General features: G+C 69.4%; 15 protein-coding genes. 5 read left to right on the forward strand and 10 right to left on the reverse strand.

Translation table 11 applies throughout. The annotated features are described in order from the left end of the window. Position 1: 1 nt before the first annotated feature. A complete protein-coding gene (locus tag AN233_RS04825) occupies positions 2–1,024 on the forward strand; it encodes an AbrB/MazE/SpoVT family DNA-binding domain-containing protein (RefSeq protein ID WP_058365713.1) in 1,023 nt (340 codons plus the stop codon). 17 nt (positions 1,025–1,041) lie between these two features. On the opposite strand, the gene AN233_RS04830 is transcribed toward AN233_RS04825, so the two are convergent. The 7 genes from AN233_RS04830 to AN233_RS04860 all read right to left on the reverse strand — a co-directional run bounded on the left by AN233_RS04830 (position 1,042) and on the right by AN233_RS04860 (position 6,741). Continuing rightward, on the reverse strand, positions 1,042–2,013 hold the full coding sequence (locus tag AN233_RS04830; protein WP_058365714.1) for a hypothetical protein: 972 nt from the start codon (positions 2,011–2,013) through the stop codon (positions 1,042–1,044). A gap of 126 nt (positions 2,014–2,139) precedes the next feature. Beyond that, positions 2,140–2,733 carry a hypothetical protein gene (locus tag AN233_RS04835; RefSeq protein ID WP_058365715.1) on the reverse strand — a complete coding sequence of 198 codons (594 nt, stop codon included), beginning with the start codon at positions 2,731–2,733 and terminating at the stop codon, positions 2,140–2,142. 97 nt (positions 2,734–2,830) lie between these two features. Continuing rightward, positions 2,831–3,847 carry a metal ABC transporter permease gene (locus AN233_RS04840; protein WP_058365716.1) on the reverse strand — a complete coding sequence of 339 codons (1,017 nt, stop codon included), beginning with the start codon at positions 3,845–3,847 and terminating at the stop codon, positions 2,831–2,833. Then, positions 3,847–4,614 carry a metal ABC transporter ATP-binding protein gene (locus AN233_RS04845; RefSeq protein WP_058365717.1) on the reverse strand — a complete coding sequence of 256 codons (768 nt, stop codon included), beginning with the start codon at positions 4,612–4,614 and terminating at the stop codon, positions 3,847–3,849. Before AN233_RS04845 ends, AN233_RS04840 begins: the two co-directional genes overlap by 1 nt. After that, positions 4,611–5,729 carry a metal ABC transporter solute-binding protein, Zn/Mn family gene (locus tag AN233_RS04850; protein ID WP_058365718.1) on the reverse strand — a complete coding sequence of 373 codons (1,119 nt, stop codon included), beginning with the start codon at positions 5,727–5,729 and terminating at the stop codon, positions 4,611–4,613. Before AN233_RS04850 ends, AN233_RS04845 begins: the two co-directional genes overlap by 4 nt. 105 nt (positions 5,730–5,834) lie before the next feature. Beyond that, positions 5,835–6,320 carry a YbaK/EbsC family protein gene (locus AN233_RS04855; protein ID WP_058365719.1) on the reverse strand — a complete coding sequence of 162 codons (486 nt, stop codon included), beginning with the start codon at positions 6,318–6,320 and terminating at the stop codon, positions 5,835–5,837. A 136-nt stretch (positions 6,321–6,456) separates the two neighbouring features. Continuing rightward, on the reverse strand, positions 6,457–6,741 hold the full coding sequence (locus AN233_RS04860; RefSeq protein WP_058365720.1) for a DUF7545 family protein: 285 nt from the start codon (positions 6,739–6,741) through the stop codon (positions 6,457–6,459). A 255-nt stretch (positions 6,742–6,996) separates the two neighbouring features. Between AN233_RS04860 and gyrB the strand changes: the two genes are divergently transcribed. The 4 genes from gyrB (at position 6,997) to AN233_RS04880 (ending at position 14,286) form a co-directional block, all read left to right on the forward strand. Then, positions 6,997–10,212, forward strand: a complete 3,216-nt coding sequence (gyrB, locus tag AN233_RS04865) for a DNA topoisomerase (ATP-hydrolyzing) subunit B (RefSeq protein ID WP_058365721.1) — start codon at positions 6,997–6,999, stop codon at positions 10,210–10,212. A gap of 1 nt (position 10,213) precedes the next feature. Next, positions 10,214–12,709: a DNA gyrase subunit A gene (gene gyrA / locus AN233_RS04870; RefSeq protein ID WP_058365722.1), complete on the forward strand. Its 2,496-nt coding sequence runs from the start codon at positions 10,214–10,216 to the stop codon at positions 12,707–12,709. Between the two features lie 92 nt (positions 12,710–12,801). Then, positions 12,802–14,013, forward strand: coding sequence for an MFS transporter (locus AN233_RS04875; protein ID WP_058365723.1), 1,212 nt, complete (start codon positions 12,802–12,804; stop codon positions 14,011–14,013). A gap of 63 nt (positions 14,014–14,076) precedes the next feature. Next, entirely contained in the window at positions 14,077–14,286 is a 210-nt protein-coding gene (locus AN233_RS04880; protein WP_058365724.1) for a hypothetical protein, read from the forward strand. Between the two features lie 636 nt (positions 14,287–14,922). Here the strand turns inward: AN233_RS04880 and AN233_RS04885 are convergent. The 3 genes from AN233_RS04885 to AN233_RS04895 all read right to left on the reverse strand — a co-directional run bounded on the left by AN233_RS04885 (position 14,923) and on the right by AN233_RS04895 (position 17,846). Continuing rightward, a complete protein-coding gene (locus AN233_RS04885) occupies positions 14,923–15,612 on the reverse strand; it encodes a DJ-1/PfpI family protein (RefSeq protein ID WP_058365725.1) in 690 nt (229 codons plus the stop codon). A gap of 105 nt (positions 15,613–15,717) precedes the next feature. Beyond that, entirely contained in the window at positions 15,718–16,287 is a 570-nt protein-coding gene (gene hpt / locus AN233_RS04890; RefSeq protein ID WP_058365726.1) for a hypoxanthine/guanine phosphoribosyltransferase, read from the reverse strand. A 113-nt stretch (positions 16,288–16,400) separates the two neighbouring features. Beyond that, complete coding sequence (locus AN233_RS04895) at positions 16,401–17,846, reverse strand: DHH family phosphoesterase (RefSeq protein ID WP_058365727.1); 1,446 nt, start codon at positions 17,844–17,846, stop codon at positions 16,401–16,403. Positions 17,847–18,281 lie beyond the last annotated feature (435 nt).

Below are 18,281 nucleotides of genomic sequence, written 5' to 3' on the forward strand. Positions count from 1 at the left end.
CATGGAGACGAGAAAGCTCCAAGAGGTCGGCGGCGGGACGTTCACCGTGTCCATCCCCAAGGGGTGGGCGACGAACCACGGGCTCGAGGAGGGGATGGAACTCCGGCTGTACACCCACCACGACGGGTCGCTCCTCGTCAGGTCCACCGAGGCGGACCTCGGATGTCTGACCGAAGCAACTGTCACGGTCGACGGTGGCGGGGGCGACGCCGTCCGACAGGCGGTCCGAGCCGCTCACGCCGCCGGGTTCGAGACGATAACGCTCCGCGCGACCGAGTCGTTCACCGACGCGGAGCGCAGGGCGGCGCAGGCGACGGTGCGCGAGCTCGTCGGAACGGACATCGCCGTCGAGTCGGAGACGGAGATCACGGTCAGACACCTGTTGGACGCGTCGTCCGTCTCCGTACGCCAGTCGATCGTTCAGCTCCAGTACGTGGCCGTCTCGCTCCACGGCTGCGCAGTCGCCGCGTTCCTCGAGGGGGACGCCGGCGCGCACGCGAGGGTCCGAGACCGAGCCGACGAGGCCCGGCGGTCGGCGGAGATGATCGGGCGACACTTCTCGCGGTCGCTCGTCTCACAAACCGAGCTGGACGTGTTGGACGTGTCACGCCCCGAGCTGTTCGGCTACTACGTGGCTGCCGAGCGCCTCGAAACCGTCGTCGACCGAACCGTCCGGATCGCGGGCGTCGCGGAGAGGCTGTCCCGCCCCGTCCCCGAGAGCGTCGCCGGGGAGGTCCGACCCGCGGCGGACAGCGTCGGAAACGCGGTCGACGACGCCGTGACCGCGCTCCTCGACGGCGACATGGCGAAGGCACGGTCGGCGCGCGAGCGCTGTGAGGAGGCGGCGGCGCGGCTCGACGGCGTCGAACGAAGTCTGTACGAGGGGGAGAACGTGGAGTCGGTTCCGATGGCGGTGGCGCTGTCCAGCACGCTTGACCACCTCCGGCGGACGGCCGCCTGCGGTCGTGCCGTCACAGATACCGCCGTGCGGGCCACGATTCGCGCCGAGAACCGCGACATCTAACCGGTACGGCGTCCGGCCTACGCGAGGTCGGGGCGGTGCTCATCGACCACCGCCTCCACGTCCGCCCAGTCGATCGGCGGCTCCATCCCCCCGAGCGCCCTCTCGACCGCCGTCAACCGGTCGTCGAACCGCTCGGTCCACGCCGGATCGGCGCGGTCGGCGAGCCGGTTCCCGGCGGTCTCGTGGCGCGCCGCGAGGTCGTCGATCCGTGGGTCGACGTTCGACGGCGGGTCGATCCCCTCGCGCTCGGCCCACGTCCGAAGCGCCGACAGCTCCGCCCGAAGGTCGGCGATCATCAGCGACAGGACGCGGTGGCGGATCGTCGCCGCGGCCCATCGTCGTGCCGCCGCGTCTCCGCCGTCCTCCTCGGTCGCGGCCGGGATGTCCGAGACGGTCGCGTCGAGGCCGTCCAGCGCGTCCGCGACCGCGTCCACGTCGTCCGCGAGGTCCGCTTCGCGCCGGTCGGCGTCCGCGAGCCACTCCCGGAACGAGTCGAGCTCGAGTTGCAGGTCGTCGGCGACGCGCTGTGTCTCCCTCGCAGCGTCCGTCACCTCCCGGATCCGGCGCGCGACCCGGTAGAGGTCGCCGTCGTCCTTGCGTTCGAGGATTGCCTGTACGTCGTCGCCGAGAGCCTCCGCTCGGTCCTCGATGGCGTCGAGCCGCGCCGCGAAGCCGTCGACTCGCGACGAGACGGGGGGCAGGTCCAGCACGGGGTCGGCGTCCTCGCGTGCCTCGGACAGCTTCCGAGCCGCGAGCTCCGTCCGCGTCTCGGCGGTCGTCACCACCTTCGAGGCGTTCGCGAGCGCGTCGTCGACCGCGGCTCGGCGGACGGTGCCGTCGCTGGCGACGATGGCGAGCGTCTCGCGCACCCGACCAGGGTCGGTCCGTTCGTCGTCGACCGCATCGACCGCCGCGTCGACGGACAGACCGTCGAGGTCGCCGTGTCCGTCGCCGCGCGTCCCACGCCCGTCTCCGCGGTCCTGACTCATGCGTCGTGATTGCGGTCAGAGGTCCGTCAGTCATTCGGTGTGGACCACCGGGAGAGTGATGCGGCGGTGCTGCCCGGCCCCGGGCTCGGCATCCGAGACGCGAGCCGCCCCGGGCGGAGACGGCCCTCAGACGCCGCCGTCGAACACCCAGAAGGCGACCGCCGGCGCGAGCGCGATCAGGACTCCGAGCCCGACCGTCGCGAGGGCCGTTCGCCGGTCGAGGTCACCCGGAGGCGCATCGTAGCGCCACAGTTGGAGCGCGACGAAGGCGCCGCCGACGAGGAGTCCGCCGAGGTAGAGGAAGGACGGCCGCAGGAACGTCGGCGTCGCCGTGGGACCGCTCCGCAGTCCGATCTGCGCGCCGAGGCCGATGGCTCCGACCGCGGCCGCGCCGAGGACGTACGCGACCCCGGCGACGACGTGTCTCACCGACGCCTCCGCGGAGAAGGAGTGGGGACCGTCGGCCGTCCGCTGCGGCGCCGCGAAGCTCGCGATCCCCGCGCGAAGCAGCGGGAGCGTTCCCAGCGCGACCAGCACCGCGTAGGGGAACGCGGCCCCGACGGCGAGGATGAGTATCGCGGCCGCGATGGCGTACGTCCGCGTCGTCACCTCGCCGAGCACGAGCGGCGGGACGACGAGGACCGCGAGCGTCACCAGCCCGAACAGGACCAGCGGAACCGAGTGGCGTCTGAACGACCGGCGGATGGAGGGCGTGGACACGCCTCGGGATCCTCGGCAGGCCGATAAATGCCTTCTGCCGCGTCACGACTCGCGGGCCTCGCGACGCCCTTCGCGGCCGACCGCCGGCTCGCCGCCCTCAGTGCAGCGACAGCGAGACCGACCGGCTCGACGCGGCGACGCTCAGGAGGTAGAAGCCGATCCCGATCAGGACGACGGTTCCGCCCGCGGGGAGGCCGGTGACGTACCCCACGAGCAGGCCCGAGACGACCGACACCTCGCCGACCAGCACCGCGAGGAGGAGGGCCTCGCGGAAGCTCTCCGCGACCTGCGAGGCGGCCGCGGTCGGGACGACGAGCATCGCGGCGACGAGGATGACGCCGAGCACCTGCATCGAGCCGACGACGACCATCGCCGTGAGCACGACGAGCAGCTTGTTGTACAGCGACACGTCGAACTGCGCGACGCGGGCGGCCTGCTCGTCGAAGGTGATGAAGAGGAGCTGTTTGTACTGGGTCGCGACGACGCCGACGACGAACGCCGAGAGCGCGACCATCACCCACGCGCCGCCGACCGGGACGAACGAGATGTTTCCGAAGAGGAACGAGTCGATGTTCAGCCCCGAGAAGCCGCCGCCGTAGGAGATGATCACCGTGCCGAGCGCGAACGAGCCGGTGAGCATCACCGCGATGGGCACGTCGCCGTACGTCTCCGTGCGCTCCGCGAGCCACTCGACGCCGAACGCGCCCAGGACGGCCGCGACCAGCGCCGACAGCAGCAGCGGCGCGGACCAGTCGGTCGCGGAGGCGACGAGCAGGCCCGCGGCGACGCCCGCGAAGGCCGTGTGCGCCAGCGTCTCGCCGATCAGCGCCATCTCCCGGTGGACGACGAACATCCCCACCAGCGGCCCGACGACGCCGATGAGCGCGCCCGTCGCCAGCGAGTACCAGACGAACCGGAACCGGAACATCTCCAGCCCCGTGAGCGCCTCCAGCACGCGCCCGAGCAGGACGAGGAACTCCGCGAGGCCGCCGCCCGGAAGCCCCGCGCTCCCGAGCGCGTCGCTGGCCATGAACAGCACGAGCAGGCCGACGAACGCCGCGACCGCGACCGTCGCGCCCTCGACCAGCCGCGTTCGCGTGGGTTTCCCCGCCATCAGTGGTGGTGATGGACGACGCTGCTCGTCGAGCCGTACGCCTCCTCCAAGGCGTCGCTCTCCACGAACGACTCGGTGTCCCCGTGGTGGAACAGCTGGCGGTTGATGCAGGCGATGCGGCTCGCGCGGTCGGTGACGACGCCGATGTCGTGTTCGATCAGGACGATCGTGATCCCGTCCTCGTTGAGCTCCTGTAACAGGCCGTAAAACCGGTCGCGAGACTCGGCGTCGACGCCGACGGTTGGCTCGTCGAGCGCCAGCAGGTCCGCCTCCGACGCGACCGCGCGGGCGATGTACGCGCGCTGGCGCTGGCCGCCGGAGAGCGCCGCGATCCGACGGTCCGCGAGGTCGGCGATCTCGACCCGCTCCATCGCCTCGCGGACCGTCCGCCGGTCGGCGTCCGTCAGCCGGCTGGAGCCGCGGTGTGGGTACCGCCCCATCTCGACGACCTCCTCGACGGTGACCGGCATCGCGGAACCCTGCTGGGTCGCCTGCTGAGCGACGTAGCCGATCCGGTGGCCGTCCGCGAACTCATCGATCGGCTCGCCAAACAGGCTGACGGAGCCCTCGTCGGGCTCCAGTAGCCCGAGCATCAGGTGGAGGAGCGTGGTCTTCCCCGAGCCGTTCGGGCCGACGAGACCGAGGAACTCGCCGGACTCGACCGTGAGCGTCACGTCCTCGACGGCGAGCGTCTCGCCGTAGTCGTAGGTGACGTCCTCGACCGCGACGACCGGCGGGTCGTCCCGCCGTGCTGCGTCCTCGCTCACTCGGTGATCCCTACCGCCGCTTGCAGGGCCGGCAGATTAACCTCTTCCATCTGTTCGACGTAGCCCCAGCCGCGCTCGTTCCACTCCTGGGTCGTCCCCTCGGCGGGCGAGAGGTACTCGACTCGGCTCGCGCTCGACTCGCGGACGACGGTGTTCGCGAGGTCGTCGGAGCCGAAGTGGTCGGCCAGCACCACGTCGATCCCCTCGCTGTCGATCAGGTCGACGACCGCCGATATCTCGTCCTGACTCGGTTCGGCGTCCGGCGAGACGCCCTGCGGGGAGACGACCTCCAGCCCGTAGCGGTCCGCGAGGTAGGCGTAGGAGTTGTGCGCGGCGACGACGACGGTGTCGCGCTCGCGGTCGGCGAGGCCGGCCTCGAAGGCCTCGTGGAGCGCCGTCAGGCGCTCGACGTAGGCGTCGCCGTTCTCCGAGAAAACCGCCGCGTTGTCCGGGTCCGCCTCCTGGAACCCCGAGACGATGGTCTCGACGCTCTCGGCCGCGTGGACCGGGTCGACCCAGAAGTGGGGGTCGTAGTCGCCGTGCTCGTGCTCGTCGTGGCCGTCCTCGGTGTTCTCGTGGTCGTCGTGGTCCCCTTCGGTGTGCTCGTCGTGGGTCTCCTCGGTGTGGTCGTGGTCGTCGTGTCCGTCCTCGGTGTGTTCCTGCGTCGCCGTATGCTCGTCCGCGTGACCGTCTTCCGTGTGATCGTCGTGACTGTCCCCGTCGAGGGCCAGCAGGTCGACGCCGTCGAGCACGTCAACGAGCGCCACCTCGGGATGGTCGGACTCGATCGTCGCGGCCGTGTTGCGGGCCCACCGCTGGAATCCCGGCACGTCCATGTAAACGAACGCTTGGTGGGAGACGACCTCCGTCGCCAGGTCCGGGCCGGGCTCCCAGCGGTGGCCCATCGTCCCCGCAGGGACCGGATTCTCGACCGGAAAGGCGTCGCCGCCGACCTGTCGCGCGAAGTCGGCGAGGGTGAAGAAGGCGGCGTACGCGCCGTCCTCCAGCTCGCTCGTGCCCGCGACGCGCTCGAGTCGCTCGGTACAGCCGGCGAGCGCGCCGACGCCGAGCGTCCCCGCGGTCGCGCGTAACACGTCGCGGCGTGAATGGGTCATACACGACCCTATCGGGTTCTCCGAGAAAAGGGTTGTTATCCTCAGCTCTTATCTTAATAACTTCGGCCAGTAGTCGCGGGCGAGTTATTATCCCCGCCGCGACCCTCACTCGGTGAGGTCCACGACGGTCGCGTCGGCGGCCGCGCGCAGGCGCTCGGGCGCGACCGGGAACACGGCGTCGGGGGTGCCGGCCGCGGCCCAGACGGTGCCGTACTCGGTCAGCGTCGGGTCCATCACGGTCGGGAGGGCGGCGTCGTGGCCGATCGGCGGGACGCCGCCGATGCTCCAGCCGACCTCCTCGCGGATGCGGCCGGGGTCGCCCATCGCCGCGGCGTCGGCGTCGAAGTGCGCCGCGACCGCACCGAGGTCGACGCGGTTCGCGCCGCTGGTCACCGCGACCGCGAGATCGCCGTCCCGCGGGCCGCCCGAGAGCTCGACAACGATGCTGGAGGCGATCTGTGCGGTCTCACAGCCCACGGCGTCGGCGGCCGCGGCCGCGGTCTCCGTCCCGGCGTCGAACTCCTCGACGGTCACGTCGAGGTCGTGGTCGGCCGCCGCCCGCTCCGCGAACTCCGCAGCGCGTTGGTGCATGTCCCGCCGCAGGTCACGGGGTGACAAAAGGCTGCGGACGCCGGCGGAACGTGCGAGCAGGGCGGAGCGTGCGAGCGGCGCACCTGTCGCTGTTCGGTATCCGTCGAAGACAGAAGGGCCGGAACGGACCGCGACGTTAGTGCGAGTGGCCGAGCGCGTCCGCGAGCGAGGTGCCGAAGCGCGCCTCGAACAGCTCCTCGGCGGTGTCGTTCATCTCCTGAATCTCCTCGGGGACTTCGCCCTCGCCGTGGTGGGCCATCATGTGCGCCTGCTGGGCCATCGCCTGCAGCACCACGTCGCTGATGACCTTCGCCGGGTTCTCGCCCTGTTCGGCCATCGTGCCGACGAGCCCCGCGGGCAGTTCGACGGTGTCCTCCTCGCCGTTCGGTCCGGTCACGGTGTAGGTCTCGGTGTCAGCCATACGCGAACGTGGTCGTCGGAACATAAGGGTCTGTGGAAACGCGGCCGGCGCGGTCCGCGCGGTCGGTGCGGCCGCTCGGCCGCTCGGCCGCCGCGGTCCGTGCGGGCGCCCACGAGGCGGCCGGGAGCAGACCACCTCGGATTCCCGGGGTCGTGCACACGGCGTGCACACCGTACTTCCATGATGTGTTCGCCTACGCGCCCACGCGCGTGCGGCGCCTTTATCAATGGGCATCGAGTAACCCGATCAAGTACGATGGACGAAGAAAACGAGTACGGCGCCGGGCAGATCCAGGTGCTGGAAGGCTTACAGGCCGTCCGCAAACGACCCGCGATGTACATCGGGTCCACGGACGCCGGCGGACTCCACCACCTCGTCTACGAGGTCGTCGACAACGCCATCGACGAGGCGCTGGCCGGCTTCTGTGACGACATCGAGGTGGAGATCCACGACGACGGCTCCGTGAGCGTCCGCGACGACGGGCGCGGCATCCCCGTCGACACCCACGAGGAGTACGACCGCCCCGCCCTGGAGGTCATCATGACCGTCCTCCACGCGGGCGGCAAGTTCGACTCCAAGTCCTACCAGGTGTCGGGCGGGCTCCACGGCGTCGGCGTGAGCGTGGTCAACGCGCTCTCGAAGCGGCTGGAGGTCGAGGTGAAACGCGACGGCGGCGTCTACCGCCACCGCTTCGAGACCGGCGAGCCGGTCCCGGACGCCTTCGAGCGCGTCCGCGACATGGAGCCGGACGAGGAGACGGGCACGCACATCCGCTTCTGGCCCGACGGCGACATCTTCGAGACCACGGACTTCGACTTCTCGACGCTGTCGAGCCGCCTCCGCGAACTGGCGTTCCTCAACTCCGGCGTGGAGATCACGCTGGCCGACGACCGGAGCGGCGAGTCGGAGACGTTCCGCTACGATGGCGGCATCCGAGAGTTCGTCGAGTACCTCAACGAGACGCGGTCGCCGATCCACGACGAGGTCATCTACTTCGAGGACGAGGCGGACGGCATCCACGTCGAGGTCGCGATGCAGGCCACCGAGGAGCTGCAGGGCTCCGTCCACGCGTTCGCGAACAACATCAACACCCGCGAGGGCGGCACCCACCTCACCGGGTTCAAGACCGCGCTGACGCGCGTCGTCAACGACTACGCGAACGACCACGGTCTCGTCGACGACCTCGACGCGAACCTCAAGGGCGAGGACGTGCGCGAGGGGCTCACCGCGGTCGTCTCCGTCAAACACCCCGATCCGCAGTTCGAGGGGCAGACGAAGACGAAGCTCGGCAACTCGGAGGTCCGCGGCGTCGTCGAGTCCGCGACCCACGAGCAGCTCGGCACGTTCTTCGAGGAGAACCCCGACACCGCCCGGAAGGTCGTCCACAAGGCCGCGGAGGCCGCCCGCGCCCGCAAGGCCGCCAAGAAGGCCGAGGAGCTAACCCGCCGCAAGTCGGCGCTGGAGTCGACCGCGCTGCCGGGCAAGCTCGCCGACTGTCAGACCCGCGACCCCGACGAGGGCGAGCTGTTCGTCGTGGAGGGCGACTCCGCGGGCGGCTGTTTCACTGGGGATACTGAGGTGGCGCTTGCGTCCGGTCGATCGATCACGTTCGAACAATTGGTCGAGGAGCACGAAAACGGCGAATCACACTTCTGTTACACCATGCAGTCCGACGGCAAAATCGGGCTGGAGCGGATCGAGAACCCGCGCATCACGCGAGAAGATGCGGACCTCGTCGAGGTTACCCTCGACGATGGGGAGTCAATCCGATGCACCCCAGATCACGAGTTCATGCTGCGGGATGGGAGTTACTGCGAGGCCCAGGACCTCAAACCGGGCCAATCGCTCATGCCGCTCTATCGGAAGACCTCGGATACTGACGAGGAGAACATCACTATTGACGGCTACGAGATGGTCAAACAGCCGTTCATGCGTGGGCTTTGGGAGTTTACCCATCTCCTCGCCGACCGGTATAACTTAGAAGAGGGCGTGTACGAGGAAGCCGACGGCGAACACAAACACCACGTCGATTTCGACAAGCGAAACAACCGTCCGGATAACGTTCGGCGTCTCGAGAAGGAGGATCATCTCGAGTTGCATCGCGAGCACGCGTCACAAACACTCCACACCGAAGAGGTGTTCGAGAAACTCCGCGAACTCAAGCGGACCGAAGAGTTCCGCGAGAAAATGAGCGAGCGGATGCAGCGTGAGGAGACCGTCGAAATCCTCCGAGAACAGGCGGAAGAGCAGTGGGAAGACGATGAATACCGCGAGTTCATGCGAAACGCGTGGTTCGAGTACTACGAGAACAATCCCGAATACAGGGAGCGCGTTCGCGAGCGGCTCACCGAAGAGGCCCGTAAGTACTGGGCGGACGAAGAGAACCGAGAAGAACAGTCCGAACGCGTCGAGCGGTATTTCGAGGAGAACCCGGAAGCCGTCGAAAAACGACGCAAGGAGGCGGAAGCACAGTGGGACGATGAGGACCTTCGTGAGTGGCGCAGCGAGAAAACGAAAGAGCAGTGGACCGAAGAGTTCCGTGAGCAACGGAGGGAGGCATACAACCAGACGTACTTCGAACATACGATCCCGTTCATGAAGGAGGTCCTGGAAGAGGAGGGGGACCTACAGAACTACGACGAGCGCCGGCGCGAGGAAGGCGGTCCGAACGTCTTGACGAAGGAAACGACGATCGAGAAGTTCTTCGACGGGGAAGCGGAGCTGATTCAAGAGGTTCGCGCGCACAATCACTCCGTTGCATCGGTCGAGCCGCTTGAGGAAACCGAAGACGTGTACGACCTCGAGGTGCCAGAGACACACAACTTCGCGCTCGAGTCAGGGGTATTCGTCCACAACAGCGCCAAGCAGGGCCGCGCCCGCGAGTTCCAGGCGATCCTCCCCATCAAGGGGAAGATCCTCAACGTGGAGAAGCACCGCCTCGACCGCATCCTCGAGAACGACGAGATCCGGGCGCTGATCACCGCCATCGGCACCGGCATCGGCGAGGAGTTCGACCTCGACGAGGTCAGGTACAAGAAGATCATCCTCATGACCGACGCCGACGTCGACGGGGCTCACATCAGGACCCTCCTCCTGACCCTGCTGTACCGCCACATGAAGCCGCTCATCGAGGCGGGCTACGTGTACGCGGCCCAGCCGCCGCTCTACCGGATCCGGTACAACGGCGAGACGTACGACGTGATGACCGAGGCGGAGCGCGACCGCGTCGTCGAGGAGAAGTGCAACGGCAACCCCACGCAGATCCAGCGGTTCAAGGGCCTCGGCGAGATGAACCCCGAGCAGCTGTGGGACACGACGATGGACCCGGAGAACCGCATCCTGAAGCAGATCAACATCGAGGACGCCGCGGCCGCCGACCGCATGTTCAACGTGCTGATGGGCGACGCGGTCGAGCCGCGCAAGCAGTTCATCAAGGAGCACGCGACCGACGCCGAGTGGGTGGACATCTGAGATGAGTTCCGAGACACCGAACCCCGACGACGTGCGAGCCGCACAGGTCAAGACCGCCCGCATCGAGGACGAGATGGAGCAGTCGTACATCGACTACGCGATGTCGGTCATCGCGGGTCGCGCGCTCCCCGACGTGCGCGACGGGCTCAAGCCCGTCCACCGCCGGATCCTCTACGCGATGCACGAGGCGGGCGTCACGAGCAACACCTCCCACCGGAAGTCCTCCTCCATCGTCGGCGAGACGATGGGCGACTACCACCCGCACGGCGACTCGCCCATCTACGACGCCTTAGCGCGCATGGCGCAGGACTTCTCGATGCGGTACCCCCTCGTGGACGGGCAGGGGAACTTCGGCTCCGTCGACGGCGACCCGCCCGCGGCCCCGCGCTACACGGAGGCGCGCATGGCGCCGTTGGCCGAGGAGATGCTCGCGGACATCGAGCGCGACACCGTCGACTTCCAGAGCAACTACGACGACCGGCTCACGGAGCCGGAGGTGCTCCCCTCGGCGTTCCCGAACCTGCTCGTCAACGGCTCCTCGGGCATCGCGGTCGGGATGTCGACGAACATCCCGCCGCACAACCTCGGCGAGGTGATCGACGCGACCGTCGCGCTGATCGACGACCCCGAGGCGACCGTCGAGGACCTGATGCAACACGTCAAGGGCCCCGACTTCCCGACGGGCGCCAACATCGTCGGCCGGAACGCGGTCCACAAGGCGTACAAGACCGGTCGCGGTCGGATCCGCGTCCGTGCGGAGTTCGAGGTCGACGAGGAGGAGGGTCGGATCGTCATCACCGAGCTCCCCTTCCAGCAGAACAAGTCCCGGCTCGTCGAGCGCATCGCGGAGGACGTCAACGACGGCTCCATCGAGGGGATCCGCGACCTGCGCGACGAGTCCGACCGCGACGGGATCCGCGTCGTCGTCGAGCTGAAGCGCGACGCGATGGCGGAGGTCGTCAAGAACCAGCTGCTGGAGAGTCACCTCGAACGCACCTTCGGCGTCATCAATCTCGCCTTAGTCGACGGCCAGCCGCAGGTGCTCGACCTCAAGGAGACGCTCCAGGAGTACCTCGACCACCGTCGCGAGGTCGTGCGCCGGCGCTCCGAGCACGAACTCGCCGAGCGGCAGGACCGCGCCCACATCCTCGAGGGGCGGCTCCGCGCGCTCGACCACGTCGACGACGTGGTGGAGACCATTCGAGAATCCGAGGACCGCGACGCCGCGAAGGCGGCGCTCCGCGAGGGCTTCGACTTCTCCGAGGAGCAGGCGGCCCACATCGTCCGGATGCAGCTCGGCTCGCTCACCTCGATGGAGACCGAGGAGATCGAGTCCGAGTACGAGGACGTGACCGCCCGCATCGAGCGGCTGGAGGAGATCCTCGACTCGCAGGCGGAGCTCGACGCGGTGATCGAGAAAGAGCTGCTGGAGATAAAGGAGGAGTACGGCGACGAGCGCCGCACCTCCTTCATCGAGGACACCGGCACCGTCACCCACGAGGACCTCATCCCGGAGGAGGAGTTCGTCGTGGTCATGTCCGAGGACGACTACATCAAGCGGATGCCGCTGGACGCCATCCGCGCGCAGAACCGCGGCGGGAAGGGGGTGATCGGCACCGACCTGAAGGAGGAGGACGCCGTCTCCTCCGTCTTCGTCGCCAACTCCCACGACTACCTGCTGGTGTTCACCAACGAGGGGCAGATCTACCAGCTGAAGACCTACGAGATCCCGGAGCTGTCCCGCACCGCCCGCGGGAAGTCCGCGGTCAACCTGCTGGACTTAGACGACGGCGAGGAGATCCAGGCGGTCGTCAACACCGACGACCTCGACGATGACGAGTACCTCACGATGGTCACCCGCGACGGCTACATCAAGCGGACCGGCGTCGAGGAGTTCGAGAACATCCGCTCGACGGGGATCCGCGCCATCCGGCTGGAGGACGGCGACCAGCTGGTCGACGTCGACGTCACCGACGGCGGCTTCGACATCGTCATCGGCAGTCGAAACGGGATGGCGATCCGCTTCGCCGAGGACGAGGTGCGCGCGATGGGTCGGACCGCCCGCGGTGTCCGGGGGATCGACCTCCGCGAGGGCGACGCGGTCGCGGGGCTCGCGGCCGTCGACGCCGACGCGCACGACTGGCTCCTGACCGTCACCGAGAACGGCTACGGCAAGCGCTCGGACGTGTCGGAGTACCGGCTCCAGTCCCGCAACGGGATGGGCCTCATCGACATCAAGACCGGCGACAGAAACGGCGAGGTCGTCTCCGTCGACGCGGTGTCGGCCGGCGACCACCTCGTGACGATGAGCCGCGAGGGGCAGATCCTCCGGACCCGCGTCGAGGACCTCTCGAAGGTCGGCCGCAACACGATGGGCGTCGTCGTGATGGACCTGGCGGCGGGCGACGAGGTGTCCACGGTCGACATCGTTGACGCTGAGACGGTCGCGTCCGCGGCCGCGGACGAGGAAGGCGACGAGGACGCGGACGGCGAGTAGCTCGCTCGCGAGCCGTCCACGCCCGCTCGCCGGAACCGGCTCCGACACCCGGAATCGGCAGCCCCTTTTCTCCCCCCGCCGAACCGCCGCGCGTGAACGCCAGCGACCGCGCCGTCGCCGCCTTCACCGCGCTCGGGCACGGCACGTTCCACGGCTTCGAGCTGTCGATCCCGCTGTTCGTCCCGCTGTGGATCGCGGAGTTCGGCGTCTCGGCGACGGTCGTCGGCGCCGTCACGGGCGCGAGCTACGCCCTGATCGGCCTGCTCGCGCCGCTTTCGGGCGCGGCGGCGGACCGGTGGGGCTCCCGTCGGCTCGTCCTCCTGTCCATCGGGGGAATGGGCGCGGCGTTCGCCGGCCTCTACCTCGCGTCCACGCTCGTCGGCGTGACGCTCGCGCTGCTGGCGTGGGGCGCGGCGGCGAGCCTCTATCACCCCGCCGGGCTCTCGCTGATCAGCCGCGGTGCCGACCGCCGGGGGACGGTCCTCGCGGTCCACGGCGCGGGCGGCAACGTCGGGATGGTGGTCGGCCCGCTCGCGGTCATCCTCGCGCTGACGGCCGCGGAGTGGCGAACGGTCGCCGCGGCGCTCGCGGTCCCCGCCGCGGTCGCGGTGCTGGTCGGGCTCCGCGTGCGGATCGACCGGGACGGGGAGGGCGAGGACGCGGACGCTCCCGACACCCTCCGCGGCGCGCTCGGGGCGGACTCCCGGCGGCTGTTCGCCGGCGGCTTCCTGCTCGTGTTCGCGATCCAGATGACCTACGGCGTCTACTACCGCGGCGCGTTCACCTTCCTCCCGGACGTGCTGGCGGGCGTGTCGGTCTTCGAACCCCTGACGCTCGGCGGGCGCGACCTGGAGGCGAGTCGGCTCGCGTACACGTGGCTCCTGCTCGTGGGCGTGGCGGGCCAGTACGCCGGCGGGATCGCCAGCGACCGACTCTCCCCCGAGCGGACCCTGATGGGCACCTTCGCGGCGCTGGCGCTCGTCTCCGTGGCCTTTCTCCCCCTGTCGAACGCCGGCGTCGGCCCCCTGCTCGCGGTCTGTGCGCTGCTCGGGTTCTTCGCGTACGCGGTCGCCCCCGTGGCTCAGACCGTCGTCGCGCGCACGGTCGACGAGGCGAGTCACGGGCTCTCGTTCGGCTTCGTCTACCTCGGCACGTTCGGCGTCGGCGCTCTCGGCGCGCTGCTGGCGGGTATGTCTCTCGATATCGGGGGCTCGGAGGCCCTGTTCGCGGTGCTGACCGTGGTGGCGGTGCTCGCAGCGGCGCTCGCCGGCGCGTTAGCGGTGCGAACCGCCCGTGCGTCGTGATTCGGAAGCTCGGAGGCGGCTGGCGAGAGGATTTATGTCCGCGTTCCGCGTAGTTCTCCGACGATGCGCGACCGACTCGCCCGGATCCCCATCGTCCCCGCCCTGCTCGGACTGATCGGCGTCGCGGCCGCGATCTCGCCGTTCATCGCCGGTTCCGCGACTGCATGGTCCGCCCGGATCGCCGCCTTCGGCGTCCTCCTCGTGATCGTCGCGATCGTGGTGGCCGTCGGATCGGGATCGGAGGACGAGGGAGCCTATAGCCGAGGTCTGTAGAAAGAGGGGACGGAGCGAGGTGGGTGCGAGGTATTTTCGTCCGACCGAGACCGTTCCGTGTTCGGCAGTGGTACTAACCGTGGCGGCGGGGTCGGGGACGCTTTGGTCGGGCCTCCGTGCCTTATCCGGGCGTTTTCTGTACTGGATGTAGATCCTGCTGTTCTGGACCGCATTATCCAGAAAGCCCCAGCCGGCTCTCTGTACGACGCGTTTTCTGTCTCGGTTGCAGAATCTGCTGCTCGGAACAGCAACGCCCAGAAAGCCCCAGCCGGCTCGACCGGCCGCGCCTCGCTGCGCGCTCGCGCCTCTCCGCAACACCCGGCGCGAGTGCTTACGTCGTCGGGGCCGGATCGAGCCGGCTGCCCCTTTCAGTCCCACCCGTACCGCACAGTACCGCAACTGCCCCGCACCGCACCGCGACCGCACAGCAGCCTCACCCCTCCCCAGCCTCGGCCGCGGGCCGGCCGCGGAACCGCAACGCACCGCAATGCGGCCGGCCCGCGGCCTCCCTCGCGCGCGTTGCTCGCGCGCGCCGACCACATCAGCACCGCCACGAGTTTCAGTAAACGGCCCGCAGCGACTGGCACCACCTCACCACGCTCCGCGGAATCTGTCGCTCTCCTGTTCGGAACCCGCCTATAAATCCAGCGCGTCGAGCAGCGTCTCCGCGGCCGCCTCGGAGGACCCGGGCCCGCGGGCGGTGATCAGGTCGCCGTCGACGGTGACGCTCGTGTCCGCGTCGAGTTCGGCATCCCAGAGGCCGCCGGCGGCGACGACCTCGTCCTCGACCCAGTAGGGGAGCTTCCGGCCGTCCGGGAGCACGTCGTCGTCGTCGACGATGTCGGCCTCCCACGCGTTCGGGAAGCCGGTGACCTCGCGGCCTTCCACGAGGAAGGAGCCGTCCGCCTCGCGCGTGAACGCGAGGATCCCGGCCGCGTGACAGACGACGAGCGCGACGCCGTCCTCGCCCGCGACCGCATCGAGCAGGAGCTGGCGCGCGTCGCGGTCCTGGTTCACGTCCCAGACGGTGCCGTGGCCGCCGGGGAACACGACCGCGTCGTGGTCGGCCGCGGAGGCGGCGGCCAGCGGGACCGGGTCGGTGAGCGCCGGGTTCGAGCCGGCGACCTCGCGGTAGCGCTCCGCGGTCTCCTCGCCGACGCTCTCCGGGTCGAGCGAGCGCTCGTCCGGCTCGGGGGCCGCGCCCGAGGGCGTCGCGACCGTGACATCGACGCCGGCCGACTCCAGCGCGGACAGCGGCTCGATGCACTCCTCGGCCCAGTACCCCTCCTCGCTCACGACGAACAGTGCGCTCTGCGTGTCGCTCATGTAGTCGCTTTGGGGCCGACGACGCAAAAGGGCGTGGTGGCCGGCAGGTCGGACCGGGACCGGAAGCGGGCCGGCCGCCCGCGCGTCCGACGGTCCCGAGACGGCTTACCCGTCGCCGTCCTCGTCGACGATAACGACCTCGCCGTCCTCGACGGTGACGTTGATCAGCGTCTTCACGTCGTAGTCGGTGTCGTCGAGTTCGTTCTCGCCCGCCTTCTTGATCACCGCAAGCACGTCGACCACGTCCGCGCCGACCTCGTTCGTGAGCGCGTCGAGGATGGCCTTCATCGTGCCGCCCGTCGAGAGCACGTCGTCGAGGACGAGCACGCGGTCGCCCGCCTCCACGTCGTTGATGTACATCTCGGACTCGGAGTAGCCCGTCTCCTGGAACAGCGGCACCTCGCCGTCGAGGCCGTACTGCCGCTTGCGGATGACGACGAGCGGGATGTCCGTCATCAGCGAGAGCGCGGTGGAGATGTGGATCCCCATCGCCGCGGGGGTGACGATCTTGTCGACGTTCTCCAGCTCCGTCTTCCGGATCATCCGGATGACGATCTCGCGGAGGAGCTCCGGCTCCAGCATCGGAACGCCGTCGCTGATGGGGTGGACGAAGTACTCGTAGTCGCCCTTCTCGATGATCGGCGCGTCGAGGAGTGACTGCCGCAACTGGTCCATGTCGCGCGTACCAACCCGGGCGGATAAAGTCTGGCGGTTACGCCGCCGACTGTGAGGTGTCCACAGACGGCTCGGCCCCGAAGCGCGGTCGGACTCCGGCGGCGCGAGACGCCTCAGTCGTGCGGGAACGACGCGTCCGGGTCGTGGTCCGGCGCCGCGGGCGCGTCCGCGAGCGTCTCGAAGAAGCGCCCGGAGATTATGTCCTCGACCACGTCGGTCAGGGTCTCCTCCGCCTCTTCGTCGACCTCCCCGAGGATCCCCAGCGGGACCTGTGCGCCCGCCATGTCCGCGTGCCCGCCCGCGGAGCCGATCTGGTCGAGCGCCTCCCGGAGCGTCTCGCCGAGGTCGATCGACGCGCCGCGGGCGCGGCCGGAGACGTAGACGACGCCGTCCATGTAGCCGTAGACGAGCGATACCGTCACGTCCTCCATGTTCAGCAGGCGCTCGGCCGCCTGCGCGAGCGCGTCGCGGTCCTTGATGCGTCCGACGCAGGAGGCGACCGCCGACCCCCGCACGTCCCGTCGCCGGATCGCCTCCGCGAGCGTCTCGACGGTGTCCACGCTCACGCTCGGCGACTCGACGCGCTCGAGCACCTCCTCGTCGACGAACGGGAGGAGATTCGCGCCCGCCTCGAAGTCTGCGACCGATACCTCGCGGGTGAACTCGCGCGTGTCGACGCGGATCCCGTACAACAGGGCGGTCGCAGTCCGGCGGTCCGGTTCGATCTCGAGCCGGTCGAGGTACTCGGCGAGCATGGTGCTCGTCGCGCCCAGATCCGGCCTGATGTCGACGTACGATCCCTCCACCGGCCCACGCGGCGGGTGGTGGTCCACGACCACGTCGACCGCCGTCTCGGGGGCGAGACTGTCGTTGACGCCCGCACGCGAGTGATCGACGAGAGCGATCCCGCCGTACTCGTCGGGGTCGACGGATTCCACGTTCCGGATCGGGATGTCCAGCAAGTTCACGAGCGCGCGGTTCTCCTGATGGGAGATCTCGCCGTGATAGCACGCTTCCGCGGGCACCCCCACCGCCTCCGCCACGCGAACCAACGCGATGGCGCTGGCGATGGCGTCGGGGTCGGGGTTGTCGTGGGTCACGACCGCCAGCGGCCCGTTCAGTTGCCGGAGCGTCGAGAACAGCGACGCCATGCGCTCGCCCTCGTCCGCGCCCGCGGCCGCGACGACGCGGTCCGCGAGCGCGTCGACGGGGTCGATGAGTCGGTCGACGGTCTCCCGAAGTCGGTCGCGGACCGCGTCCGCCGGGTCCTCGCCCGCGTACGCCACGATCAGCGCGTCGGGGAACGCCGCCCGGGCCGACAGCGCGGCGGCGAGATTCCGGTCCGGATCGTCGCTCGCGACCACGACGACAGCCGCCCGGTCGGGATAGTTGGCGGAGTCGGTCGGGTCCGCCTCGACGGCGGCGACGTTCGCCTCCCGGAGCGTCGTCACCCAGCCGGTGTCGTCCGCGACGACGTGTAACTCGCCGCGGCGCTCCCGCGCTCGCTCGACGAGCGTGTGACCGACGGAGTCGCAGCCGAGAACCAGCCGCCGTACCATGTGCCCGTCCCTGCGGGACGCGGACTCAAAACGGTACCGTCACGGTGAGTCCGGTGGCCCGACCCCCGAGGCGATGGGCTGCGAGCCATCCCACCCAACGGCACTCACGGCGGGAGTCCTTCGGTATCTGCCAAAAACGTTCGTCCCACGTGCGGTCGCGGTGCTGTGCGTGGCGGTGCGGTCGGCGTGCGCCGCGGCGACCCCGTGTCGCCGCGACCGCGCGAGGGAGGCGACGGCGCGGCCGCCTGCGGTGCGGTTTCGCGGCCGCGCCGTCGCCGAGGCTGGGGAGGTGTGAGGCTGCTGTGCGGTCGCGGTGGGTGGGACTGAAAGGGGCAGCCGGCTCGGTCCCGCCCGGACGACGCTCTCGCGAGCCTGCCGAGCGAGAGTCAGCAAGTCGCAGCCCGGACCCGTCCGTCGGGCGGTGCGGAGAGACGC

It is taken from the genome of Haloparvum sedimenti, assembly GCF_001462205.1.
In the GTDB taxonomy this organism is placed as follows: domain Archaea; phylum Halobacteriota; class Halobacteria; order Halobacteriales; family Haloferacaceae; genus Haloparvum; species Haloparvum sedimenti.